The sequence below is a fragment of the uncultured Lacinutrix sp. genome (genome assembly GCF_947500325.1).
Classification (GTDB): Bacteria; Bacteroidota; Bacteroidia; order Flavobacteriales; family Flavobacteriaceae; genus Lacinutrix.
Genome location: NZ_CANMRQ010000008.1, coordinates 98,028 through 110,803 on the forward strand (window position 1 = coordinate 98,028; position 12,776 = coordinate 110,803).

Below are 12,776 nucleotides of genomic sequence, written 5' to 3' on the forward strand. Positions count from 1 at the left end.
TGCAACCTCATAAAAAAATGCTAAAGGCAGTGTAAACTTCCTTGGACGCTTTCGTCAAATCATAAGAAAACATAAAAGAAAATATGGCGTATTTATTTACATCAGAAAGTGTGTCTGAAGGACACCCAGATAAAGTAGCAGATCAAATTAGTGATGCTTTAATTGATAACTTTTTAGCTTTTGATAAAGACTCCAAGGTTGCCTGTGAAACATTAGTAACAACAGGTCAAGTGGTCTTAGCAGGAGAAGTAAAATCTAAAACCTATTTAGACGTACAAAAAATAGCTAGAGACACAATTAATAAAATTGGATACACCAAGAGCGAATACATGTTCGACGGCAATTCATGTGGTGTTTTTAGTGCTATTCATGAACAAAGTGACGACATTAACAGAGGTGTAGATAGAGACACTAAAGAAGAGCAAGGCGCTGGAGATCAAGGCATGATGTTTGGCTACGCGACAAACGAGACAGATAACTACATGCCTTTAGCATTAGACTTGTCTCATAAAATACTAATAGAATTAGCTGAATTACGTCGAGAAAATAAAGACATCACCTATTTAAGACCAGATTCCAAAAGTCAAGTAACTATTGAATATAGCGACGACAATATACCACAACGTATAGATGCTATTGTTGTTTCAACTCAACATGATGATTTTGATAGCAGCGACGAAACAATGCTTGCAAAAATTAGAAAAGACATCGTAGAGATTCTTATTCCAAGAGTTATCGCTCAATTGCCAGAAGAAATTAAAGCTCTATTTAATAACGATATTAAATACCACATCAACCCAACAGGTAAATTTGTTATTGGTGGTCCACACGGAGACACAGGATTAACTGGCCGTAAAATCATAGTAGACACCTATGGAGGAAAAGGAGCTCATGGTGGTGGCGCCTTCTCAGGGAAAGATCCTAGCAAAGTAGATAGAAGTGCAGCATATGCTACTAGACACATTGCAAAAAATCTAGTCGCTGCTGGTGTTTGTGAAGAAATCCTAGTACAAGTAAGTTATGCTATTGGAGTTGTTGAACCTATGGGAATCTTTGTAGACACATATGGAACATGCCCTTTTAACATGACTGATGGTGAAATTGCTGAGAAAATATCAAAAGTATTTGACATGCGACCAGCTGCGATTGAAGAGCGTTTAAAATTAAGAAACCCAATGTACAGTGAAACTGCTGCATATGGACATATGGGTAGACAAAATGAAACAGTTACCAAAACTTTTTCCCAACCTTACGGTGACGATTTAACTATAGACGTTGAACTATTTACATGGGAGAAGCTAGATTATATAGAAAAAGTAAAAGCTGAATTTGGACTATAATCTATAACCACATACACAATAAAAAACCTTCAAAATTGAAGGTTTTTTTGTTTACCAAAAGAAATATATTTTATATCAAGGTAGGATTTTCAACAGTATTAGTGTTATATCTATATAATCGCTATATAAATCTAAAAACGAAACTCTTGTTATGAAAAAAAGCATCACACTCTTAATTCTATCAATATTTTACATTTCTTGCAATAACGAACCTCTTGATACTGGCCTAACAAATTCTGATCAAGATGAAATTATAGAAATACCAGAAAACATACTTATTATTAAAGAAATAAATGATGGAAGTTATGATTATATTTTTGACGCTGATGGCAAATTAGAAAGAATAAACAGAGTACCAACCACTTGCTGTTATGACTTTGCTTATAGATACGAATACACAGATGACAATAAGCTAAATAGAGAAGTTACTGCCATAGTTTCTGAAGAAGCACATATTGTAATTACATACAATAATGACACCATAGATTCCTATACTTCTTTTGGCTTCATATACAACAATCCTTATTCTATAACCATTGAAAACAATATTATTACTAGGTCTTTAAATGAAAGTGTTTTTAAATACACATACGCATCTAATAATTTAAAAAAAATAACAAACTACACCTACATAGAAAATAGCATTACAAAAACTAACATAAGCTATACATATGACAATAACAATAACTTAACAGGAGCCGAAGAAGTTATTATTAATGGTAACACAACTAATACCATTTATACTTTTACTTACGACGACAAGAAAAACCCAATTGCCGAATCTATGGATTCAAATAAATTAGTATACACATTAATTAAAGGATACTCACCAAATGACCTTATAAGATTATCTCCAAATAATATTGTTAGTAATAGTAAAACTCAAGAATCGTTTATATACGAGTACAATACAGACAATTACCCAATAAATGCAATAAAAAATAACAGTACAGACAATAGCCTTATTAACACACTAACATATAACTATTACTAGTATACTAATCCAAAAAACAACATCTAAAACAAAAAAAAGCCCAAACCTAAGTTTGAGCTTTTTTGTGGGGAGAGCAGGATTCGAACCTGCGAAGACGTAGTCAGCAGATTTACAGTCTGCCCTCGTTGGCCGCTTGAGTATCTCCCCAAAACCGAGCGCAAATATATTACAGTTTTGCTATTGTACAAAACAATTTCATTAAAAAATGAGTCTTAAAAAAATTCACTTTCATTTTTAATAATACATTTACTATTACAAACTATATATAACCCTAAAAGTTAAGAATCTAGGTTGTATAAAATACTCTGTAGCACTTACTGAAAAATTATTAGAATTTGTAGTGCTCTGTGATTTTGCATCTAATAAATTGGTTGCTTTAAGCTCATATTCAAACTTACTATCTTCATTTTTTCTATATGACAAGGATGCATTCCAAAACTGATATGTATTAATTGATCTCTCCTCATCTCTATAGTCGTTATAACTATAATCTGTTTTAAAAGTAAAACTATCTCCTATTAAGGCATCAAATTCTACTGATGGCGCATGTGAAAAGAATTTAGAATTAGCAGAAGGCTGATCATTAATAGAATAACGGTAACCAATATCAAAATTTGGAGCTTTTCTAAAATTAGAACTAAACCCTACATTATAAGTCTGAATATAACTTTCATTGACCGTTGCTCTATTATTAAATAACTGATTAAATTTTGAATAGTTAAAATTACCTCTTAAAGTTGTTCTAAACTTCCCAAATCTTCTTTGAAACCTACCAAAAACATTTATACTCTCATCTGCAAAATCTGAATTAAACGATGAACTCTGAGTAATTACACTTCCTTCTGGAAATCTTGAGGTATTTCTAATACCATTTATATTTTTTGTATAATTAATATTTGCGCTTACATTAGTATAGTTAAACATATTAAAACTAAAGTACCCCAAATTTAAATTATGAGCCGTTGCACTTTCTAATTCAGGGTTACCGCTATAAATAGAATTATAACTATTTAACACCAAGCCTTTTGCTAAATTAGTCACATCAGTAAATTGCGTTTGCATTCTATAATTGAAAATAATATTCTCACTCTTTTTAAGCTGCATGCGCATTGTGAAATCTGGCAACAACCTAAAAAAGTCATCTTTATATTCTACATTAAATTGTGTGTTTTTAGAAGTGTATGCATGAGCAGAAACTCCAGGTGTAAATGTAAATATCCCAGTTATAAATCGATAATGCAACCCTAAATAGACATCATTAAAGGTATAAGCTGTATCATTTGTATCTAAACCGTCATTTACAACTGGTAACGGCGTAGGATCAAATACACTACCGTCATCTAAATTTTGAAAAATATTACTATTAAAGTCTTGTTTACTATAAATTGTACCCAAAGTAAAATTTATGTTACTTTTTGCATTTAACACTCTCCAATAATCAACCTTAGCATCCAACTGATTGGATTTTACTCTTTTTTCTTGAGCGACATCATAATTAGATTGTAAGCCATTTAACCCTAAGCCAAAAGCAGTAATATCATAAGGATCTTGCATATCTGGTGGCAAATTATTATTTGTAGGGTCATTTTCTAAAACAGCATTATAAAATGGATCTTCGTCTTGTAGCAAATGTTGCCCTTCGAATGCAAAAATATTCTTATCATTTAAAGTATAATAATAATTTAAAGACTGCCTAATACTATAAGGTTGAGTCTCCTCTACCTGACCTATATCTCCTATTAAAGAGGATACAAAATTTTGATCTTGTGTCTCCTTAGATAAACGCCCTAAAACATTATAGTCTAATTGATTATTTGTGTTAGGCTTGTATTTAGCATTCAATTTTAACATCCCTAAGTTACTTTTTTGCTCTGTGTTACTAGCAGTGTCTTCATCTGGCCTTGTAATAACGTCATTATCATTACTAATATATTCTACACTCCTATTTTCTTGTAATTGTATTTTACTCCCAGAAAAAATAGCAAAACCACCAAGTGTTAATGCTTTATTTGGTGAAATACTAAAGTTAGCTGCTCCAAACTTTGTATTGATATCTTTTGCTCTATTATTTTGAAGCTGCAAAAAACCTAATCCATTATTTCCTAGATTTAAATTAGTGCCACTTTGAGTACTTGGCAATTGAAAACCTCCAGAGAAATTAAAATAATCTCGTCTAGTAAAAGCTACCTCTCCAATATTATTTAAATCACCAATAAGATTTATACTTTTCTCTGGACTATAATAGAATAATTTAGGCTGCGCTATATATAATTCATTATTATCTGCTACTCCAGCACCTCCAGTAACAGTACCAAACCAAAAATTCTTTTTACCTTCTTTTAACTTTATATTAATAGCAATATTATCTTGATTATTAGTCACACCTCCTAATTGCCCTACATCTGAATAATTTTTAAGCACTTGAACTTTATCTACAGCATCTGCAGGGATATTTTTTGTTGCTAATTTAGAATCTCCATCAAAAAACTCTTTTCCTTCAACCATTACTTTACTAACCTGTTTACCTTCTACTTCAATCTGGCCTTCATCATTAATTTCGACCCCTGGTAATTTTTTAAGCACATCTTCCAGCTTACGCTCTGTACCACTTTTAAAGGAATCTGCATTATAAATTAAAGTATCGCCACTAATAGTAACAGGCATTTCGTACACTAACTCCACTTCTTCCAAAGCATTATCAATTTTAAGATTAAAATCTTTAGAAATTGAGCTTTCTTTAGTCTCTAAAACCTCTTCCGAGGTCTTAAAACCTATATAACTCACCTGTATATTATAGGTGCTATTTTTTTCTAATGACAATCTAAATTTCCCTTGATCATTAGTAATACCATAAGAATCCATGACTTTAGTTTCTTGATTAATTGCCACAACATTAGCAAGCTCTAAAGGAGAACCAATACTATCTTTTACGACGCCTTCAAATTTAATTTGGGCAATAGTTGTGCTTGTCACTAATAAAAGTAACAGTGTAAAAATGTTTTTCATTATTTGGTTTGGTTATTTTATTAATTAAAAGAAATGAGATTAGACTTTTATTAAAAACCACGTCTACCGCCACGATTTCTACCACCGTACATTTCACGCATTTCTTCCATTTTCTTTTTAATAATCTCGTTATATTCTTTCCTAGTTACTTCTTTACCCTTTGCAGGTCTTTTTATCTCTTCTTTTTCATCAGGATTCATTACAATTTTTGAACATAAAATAGTTGTTTTACCAGAATTCACTTCAAGAATTAAACCTGGTAAACCCCAATACTCTCCTGGGCCTTGATTTACTGGAATTTGCATTGTATACCATGCAACTACCTCTACTTCCTTAGGTGTCTCAATTAAATCTAAAGGATTTTTGGTTAAATCTACAGTATCGACTTTAGTTGTATCTTCCGTTTTTTCTTCAACTTCTACTTTTTCATTTATCTTTTTTGCTGTACCATCTTTTGCAGCAATACTTCTACTCCCTTTATTTTCTTCTTTTTTACCATCTCGGTTACCTCTTCTTCTTCGCATATTTGACCAATCCATTTCATCTACAGGTTTCATAGCAACGGCTTTCATACACATGTATTGACCAATTTTTTTTGTCTCGCCGGTCATTTTCCATTCTAAAGCAGTGAGATCGTCTGTAATTAAAAACTGCTTTCCAAAAAACTCTTTATCCTCAATAATTTTTGCTTCTTTAACATTTTTATACTTAGCACCATCTGTAAAACTACTTGCAAATCCTCCAAATCTACCCATTCCCGCTCCTGGTGCTGCTAATTTTTGCTCTTCGGCATAAGTTGATTCAGATCTATTAAATGTTAATGTATATGTTTTCTCTAAAAAACTCTTCATACGCTCCATTATCATTTTTTTTCGCTCTGGACTCATTTGTCTTCCTCCAAACCCATCCATATCCATAGTAGTTTTAGATTCATAAGTTGCTACACCTTGAAAATCTGCCTGAGCAAACGTAAATACAGATGTAAAAATAGCCAAAGAGGCTAAAATGGTCTTAATCGTTATTGATCTCATTGTCTTGTGTCTTAGATATTTATTCAAAATTACAGTTATAATAACTGTAAGACGACTGACGACCAAAAAAGTTTAGCTTAAATACGTTAAATTATTCTTAAAATTTGATTTTAAACAAACTCTTCTTTCTGTTCAACTAACTTCTCGTTTTCTTAAATCAATCTTTTTAAGAAAATAATAATTTCTTTCGTTTTCCCTTCTAAGCTTTTCACCTTTACAACTACACTTTTTCCTTCCTCTTTTAAAAGACACCTATAGTTCTTTATGTTTTTTGATATTTCTGCATTTAAAGAAAGGACTTCATCTCCATCCCTTACTCCTTTCTTATATGCCTCGCTATTTTTCACCACATTTTCAATCATTATTTTCCCTTCTTCTTTAACTAAAGAGAATCCGCTTAATGGGAATTCAAATTCATTTACATATTGGCTATTAGCTTTAAAATATAGTTTCTTATTTCTATAATCTAAGATTGTATTAAGCCTCTTTATAATTTTTATTCCCAAAATCCCAGTGTAATTTGGAGATGCTGTTACACCAGATTCACTGTTTGTTATATCTATTGGCATCTCTCCAAATTCAAATTTTTTAAATTTTACTTTTTTAGCAGCACCAATCTTAAACACTGTAGTGGTAGTCAATCCTTCTGCTTTAGATTCTATTGTCTTCCCTATTAATGTTTCTATTTTATTTTTTTTTGCAAAAGGAGTGTTCAATAAAAAAGTTGTATTAGCACCAGAATCAAAAAGAAAATTCCCTTTAAATTTTTTATCATTCCCAATTAAAAACTCAAGTTCAACTTCTGGTATTAAACCATAACCAAGTACAACATCTGTTGACACATATTCTTTATATTTTTTTACGTCTTTAACATTATTATATAGTGCAATTTCTTCTTTATCAAAATCAAGTCTAGTTACATATTCATTTAAAATATCTGCACCAACAATTCCATCTATTTTCTGACTGGCCTTTTTAGATATTTTATTTAAATCTACCAAAACCATATGCTTCCCATTTAACACCACATCATTTACTATTAATTTTTGTGACAATGCTATATTATACATTTCGCTTCCTCCTGCTCCAGTTGCTGGTTGTTGATAATCTGCTTTTATCCCAAGTTCTTTTGCTTTAGTTTCATCTAACACTATTGCGGATGCACCTGTATCAAAAATAAAATTTAACACCTCATCACTATCATTCACTTTTACCTTAACATACATTAAACCATCTAACTCAAAAGGGATAGTAGCAACTTGGGCTTGTACTTGAATTATAGTAGCAAACAGAAATAACGATATTGTTTTATAAATCAATTTCATAAATATATTTAGCTATTTACAATTACCCTCCAATACGGATTACAGATCTAGAACCGTCATTACCTCTACCATGAAACTGCTCCATCATTTCTTGAGATTTCTTGTCCATGATAGCTTCAAACTTTTCTTGAGTAACTACTTTTCCTTTTTTAGGCTCAACAATATCAACTTTTTCTTTAGGATTTAATACTAATTTCGAACACACTAATGTCAATTCTCCATCATTAATTTCTAAAATTAGACCTGGCAAACCTTGAAAGTCTCCAGGACCATTATTTACAGGTATTTGCATTGTATACCAAGCTGTAGTTACTCTATCTTTTTCAACTGTTTCAATATTACCATCAGTTGTCATTGTCTTAGTTTCATATTTTTCTTTAAAAATAGCTTTGTTACATATATACTCTCCTATACTTTTAGTCTCTTTTACTAACTCCCATTTTCTTGGTTCTATAGAATCTTTTATTAAAAATCGTTTACCATAAACTTCTGAATCTCTAGTATACCTATTCTCCTTTATATTTTTATAAGTTACATCTGAATTACCTGATACTGTAATAGAAATACCACTAGATGGTTTTGGTGATGGCGCAGCTAAACTTTTATTTTGCTTGTAGATAGATTCTTCTTTTGTAAATACAAGTGTATATTCTTGTTGAAATTGCTTAACCAATTGAGCAGCAATCTGCTTTTGCATTTCAGAATCGATATTTGCATCATCCATTTTGAAATCTAATTTTCTATGAGACTTATAAGTTGCTACACCCTGAAAATCTTGTGCAAAAACAGAACCTGTAATAATAAATGTTATTAATAATAATATTATTCGTTTCATCTTTAATTATATTTAATAGTTATTAATTTATATAGTATTTCCTTGCTGCCTCATAAATTTTCTCTGCATTTTTAAAAAATTGTTCTCTATCTTCAACACCACCTGTAACCTTATAAGACAATTGTTTTGTAATTCCAGACTCGACATCTTCTTTCTTTAGGCATGTAATTTTAAATTCTAAACCACCTTTAGAATCTATTTCTGTAAAAATCTCATCTAAATCATCAATTTTAAAAGATTTCTCAAGTTCTTTAAGCGACTCTACTTTTAATTCAATTTTTAAATCGGTAACCTCTCCATTAGAATAAGCATTTCCCTTATTTAGATGTTGCTTATGAATACTTAAATGTTTATTATGAGCATCCAAATGTTTAGTTTGACTAAAACCGTTTAGAGCAAATAAAGCAAAGCAAAGTGCTACTATTTTTTTACTCACATTACTTTTATTAATGCGGTGATTTTGTTTTTGTTTTAAAATTTCCATTTTTGATTGTGTTTAAATTCCTTACAAATATCAATACGAATTTTAATTATTATAGTTAACTACTGTTAACGAGTGTTAAGCGATTGGTTTTCTATATATTTAACCTTTACTTTTGACCTATGAATACAACTAAATTTAGGTGGGTTTTATACTTTATAATACTTGTTATTATAAGTACAATAACAATTCAAGTCTATTGGAATTATAAAAATTACCAAATAAATAAACAGCAACTTATTAATGACGTTCAGGTTAGTTTAGATAATTCTATAGACACCTATTATGAGAATTTAGCAAAACAAAACACTATGGGTTTTGTTATAAATGGAAATAGCCAAGCCAATTTTTTTGAGGAAGGCGGCGAATTTAGCTCTATAATAAATGGATTAAAAATAGATGAAAACGGATTAGAAAAGGTTGATTCAATCTCTAGAAACTTACCTAAGGGCATTACTATTATTCGCGGATTTGAAGCCGATTCTTTAAACAAAGAAATACATAACAATAATCATTTTTTTAAATTAGACAGCATAAAAAATCAAATTGAGTCCTCTAAATTCAAAAGTAATAATACTCAAAAACCTGATTTTGAATTTTTAACTTCCAAAGTGGTACTTTCAATCACCAATGACACCTTAAAACTAAAAGACATAGATTCGCTTTTACAATTAGAATTAAACCGAAAAGCATTAAATTTAGATTACAGTCTTACTTTTAATCATCCTAATAAAGACATCCAAATATTTAATGCTTTACCTGAAGAAAACAAAGGTTTATCTACTTCATCAAAATCTTTGTTTTTACCTGAAAACAGCATTTTAAATGTTCATTTTAAAAATGAAACAAAACTTATTCTTAAACGCATTTTATCTGGCATTTTATTATCTACGCTTTTAGTATTAGCCGTTATCTCTTGTTTATTTTATCTATTAAACATTATAAACAAGCAAAAGCAACTAGCAGAAGTTAAAAATGACCTTATTAGTAATATCACCCATGAATTTAAAACACCTATTGCTACGATTGGAGTTGCATTAGAAAGTATTAAAGATTTTAATGTTATTGACGATAAAGAGAAAACAAAAAAATATTTAAACCTATCAACCAACCAACTCTCTAAGTTAAATGTTATGGTAGAAAAACTTTTAGAAACTGCAACTTTAGACAGTGATAATTTAGAGCTAAATAAAGAAAATATAAATATTTCACAATTACTAAATCTGCAAGTAGAAAAACACCAAATGCAAACACAGGAAAAGGAATTAAGTTTTAGTACTTCTCCTGACGACATCATTGCAAAAATTGATGGATTCCACTTTGAAAACGCAATCAATAATATTATAGATAATGCAGTAAAATATGGAGGTGATTCTATTAAAGTGAATATCTCTAAAAAGGAAAACATTGTAGAAATAGCAATATCGGACACTGGAAACTCTTTAACTCAAGAACAATCAAACCAAATTTTCGAGAAATTTTATCGCGTACCTAAAGGCAATACACACGATATAAAAGGTTTTGGCATTGGTCTATATTATACTAAAAAAATTATAGAAAAACATGGTGGCACCATCTCTGTAGATCTATCTAACAATACAATTTTTAATATCACTATTCCAAATGAATACTAAGACTACTATTCTTTTAGCTGAAGACGAACCAGCATTAGGCCAGATAATTAAAGAAAGTTTAGAAACTAGAAACTTTGATGTATTACTATGTGAAAATGGTGAAATAGCACTAGACACATATCATACTAAGACACCTAAAATATTAGTATTGGACGTTATGATGCCCAAGAAAGATGGCTTTACACTAGCCAAAGAAATTAGAGAAATAGATAATGAAATTCCTATTATTTTTTTAACTGCCAAATCTCAAACTCAAGATGTCGTTGAAGGCTTTCATATTGGTGGTAACGATTACTTAAAAAAACCTTTTAGCATTGAAGAGCTTATTGTACGTATTCAAAACTTATTGCAACGCAGTATAACACAAAAATCTGCTGAAACAATAATTATTTCTGACTTTACATTCGATTTCCCAAAACAATTACTACAATATAAAAACGAAGCCCCGAAACAACTTACGCACAGAGAAGCACATCTATTATTTCATTTAACTAAAAATAAAAACCAAGTATTAAACCGCTCATTAATTCTTAATAAACTTTGGGGTAACGACGATTTTTTTAGCGGAAGAAGCATGGACGTATTCATAACAAAATTGCGTAAAAAGCTTAAACAAGACGAAACCATACAAATTATTAACGTTCGTGGTTTTGGTTATAAATTGGTTTGCTAAAAGTGGATTGATTTTTGTACTTTACAAACTATAATGAAGTATCTCTATTACATTCTGTTTTTATTTGGCCATTTAGCATTCTCTCAAGACGCTATTAAAACGGAGTTATTAAACAAATCATCTTTTGATGCAGATTCTATTATTGGTATAGACAATTTTAAAACAGTATTTTACACGCAAAACAACACTCTTATTAAGGCTAAAGAAAACATCTTTCTAAAATACAGCAATGTACAGTTAGGCTCTATCACATCGGCTAACAGCTTTAACCCTCTTAAAATAAACATATTTTATAAAGCATTTAACACCGTGATATTGCTAGATAATAGATTAGCAGAAATTTATAGAATAGATTTTAGCCAAATAGACACATACAAAAACGTGTCTCATGTTTCTACTGGAAGCGATAATACTATTTGGATATTTAATCAAGATTTAATGCAATTAGAATTATACGATTATAAGAACAATACTGTTAGAGCCAAAACACTACCTATTACCACTAAAGTTATAGACATAGCAAGCAATTATAATTCCTGTTGGTTACTAACTAATGATTATATCTATCATTATAATTATTTTGGAAGCTTAGTTTCAAAAATTAAAAATACTGGTTATACATCTATAAAAGAAAGTGATGAAAACCTACTTTTAAAAAAGAATAATGCTTTGTTTTATATCCCAAAAAAGACAGAGGTAATAAAACCAATTGACATTAAAAATTTGTTAATAAATCAGTTTTTGGTAACCAATGAAATCCTTTATATTTACACCGATGGATTACTCTATCAATACCAACTTAAATTAAAATAATATGCACGTTGCCATTGCCGGAAACATTGGAGCTGGAAAAACTACGCTCACAAAATTACTTGCTAAACATTACAAGTGGGAAGCACAATTAGAAGACGTAGTAGACAATCCATATTTAGATGATTTCTACAATCAAATGGAACGTTGGAGTTTTAACTTACAGGTTTACTTCTTAAATAGTCGTTTTCGACAAGTAGCGCAAATTCGCGAAAGCGGTAAAGATATTATTCAAGATCGTACTATTTATGAAGACGCACATATCTTTGCTCCTAACTTGCACGCTATGGGATTAATGACAAATCGTGATTTTGAAAATTATTCTTCTCTATTTGAACTTATGGAAGGATTTGTTCAAGGCCCAGATTTACTTATTTATTTACGTAGTTCTATCTCTAATTTAGTTGCTCAAATTCATAAACGTGGACGCGATTATGAAAACTCAATTAGTATTGATTATTTAAGTAGGTTGAATGAACGTTATGAAGCATGGATACATGGCTATAATAAAGGAAAACTATTAATTATAGATGTAGACAATTTAGATTTTGTAGATAAGCCGGAAGATTTAGGATTAATACTGAATAAAATTGACGCTGAAATTAATGGTCTTTTTTAAATATTTCTTATAATTTGTAGCATAAACG

At 30.3% G+C, this 12,776-nt stretch carries 11 protein-coding genes and 1 tRNA gene; 6 read left to right on the plus strand and 6 right to left on the minus strand.

Going from position 1 to position 12,776, the window contains the following annotated elements; genetic code table 11:
• The first annotated feature begins 83 nt into the window (after nt 1-83).
• Together metK and Q0997_RS11585 are read left to right on the plus strand one after the other, a co-directional pair.
• Nucleotides 84-1,340, plus strand: coding sequence for a methionine adenosyltransferase (metK, locus tag Q0997_RS11580; protein WP_299889022.1), 1,257 nt, complete (start codon nt 84-86; stop codon nt 1,338-1,340).
• 151 nt (nt 1,341-1,491) lie between these two features.
• Entirely contained in the window at nt 1,492-2,334 is an 843-nt protein-coding gene (locus Q0997_RS11585; protein ID WP_299889024.1) for a hypothetical protein, read from the plus strand.
• A gap of 65 nt (nt 2,335-2,399) precedes the next feature.
• Here the strand turns inward: Q0997_RS11585 and Q0997_RS11590 are convergent.
• From Q0997_RS11590 to Q0997_RS11615, 6 genes are all read right to left on the minus strand, one after another.
• Nucleotides 2,400-2,481 (minus strand) — tRNA-Tyr (locus Q0997_RS11590).
• A 105-nt stretch (nt 2,482-2,586) separates the two neighbouring features.
• Nucleotides 2,587-5,340, minus strand: a complete 2,754-nt coding sequence (locus Q0997_RS11595) for a TonB-dependent receptor (RefSeq protein ID WP_299889026.1) — start codon at nt 5,338-5,340, stop codon at nt 2,587-2,589.
• Nucleotides 5,341-5,390: 50 nt separating this feature from the next.
• Complete coding sequence (locus tag Q0997_RS11600) at nt 5,391-6,371, minus strand: GLPGLI family protein (RefSeq protein ID WP_299889027.1); 981 nt, start codon at nt 6,369-6,371, stop codon at nt 5,391-5,393.
• A 152-nt stretch (nt 6,372-6,523) separates the two neighbouring features.
• Nucleotides 6,524-7,696, minus strand: coding sequence for an aspartyl protease family protein (locus tag Q0997_RS11605; protein WP_299889029.1), 1,173 nt, complete (start codon nt 7,694-7,696; stop codon nt 6,524-6,526).
• A 22-nt stretch (nt 7,697-7,718) separates the two neighbouring features.
• Nucleotides 7,719-8,531 (minus strand): GLPGLI family protein, encoded by an 813-nt coding sequence (locus Q0997_RS11610; protein WP_299889031.1) that lies wholly within the window; start codon nt 8,529-8,531, stop codon nt 7,719-7,721.
• A gap of 22 nt (nt 8,532-8,553) precedes the next feature.
• Entirely contained in the window at nt 8,554-9,015 is a 462-nt protein-coding gene (locus Q0997_RS11615; RefSeq protein WP_299889032.1) for a hypothetical protein, read from the minus strand.
• A gap of 119 nt (nt 9,016-9,134) precedes the next feature.
• Here Q0997_RS11615 and Q0997_RS11620 point away from each other — a divergent pair, with 119 nt between their 5' ends.
• The 4 genes from Q0997_RS11620 to Q0997_RS11635 are packed head-to-tail and all read left to right on the plus strand — an operon-like array spanning nt 9,135 to nt 12,748.
• A complete protein-coding gene (locus Q0997_RS11620; protein WP_299889034.1) occupies nt 9,135-10,646 on the plus strand; it encodes an ATP-binding protein in 1,512 nt (503 codons plus the stop codon).
• Nucleotides 10,636-11,319, plus strand: coding sequence for a response regulator transcription factor (locus tag Q0997_RS11625; RefSeq protein ID WP_299889036.1), 684 nt, complete (start codon nt 10,636-10,638; stop codon nt 11,317-11,319). Before Q0997_RS11620 ends, Q0997_RS11625 begins: the two co-directional genes overlap by 11 nt.
• A gap of 33 nt (nt 11,320-11,352) precedes the next feature.
• Nucleotides 11,353-12,132: a hypothetical protein gene (locus Q0997_RS11630; protein ID WP_299889038.1), complete on the plus strand. Its 780-nt coding sequence runs from the start codon at nt 11,353-11,355 to the stop codon at nt 12,130-12,132.
• Between the two features lies 1 nt (nt 12,133).
• Nucleotides 12,134-12,748: a deoxynucleoside kinase gene (locus Q0997_RS11635; protein ID WP_299889040.1), complete on the plus strand. Its 615-nt coding sequence runs from the start codon at nt 12,134-12,136 to the stop codon at nt 12,746-12,748.
• Nucleotides 12,749-12,776 lie beyond the last annotated feature (28 nt).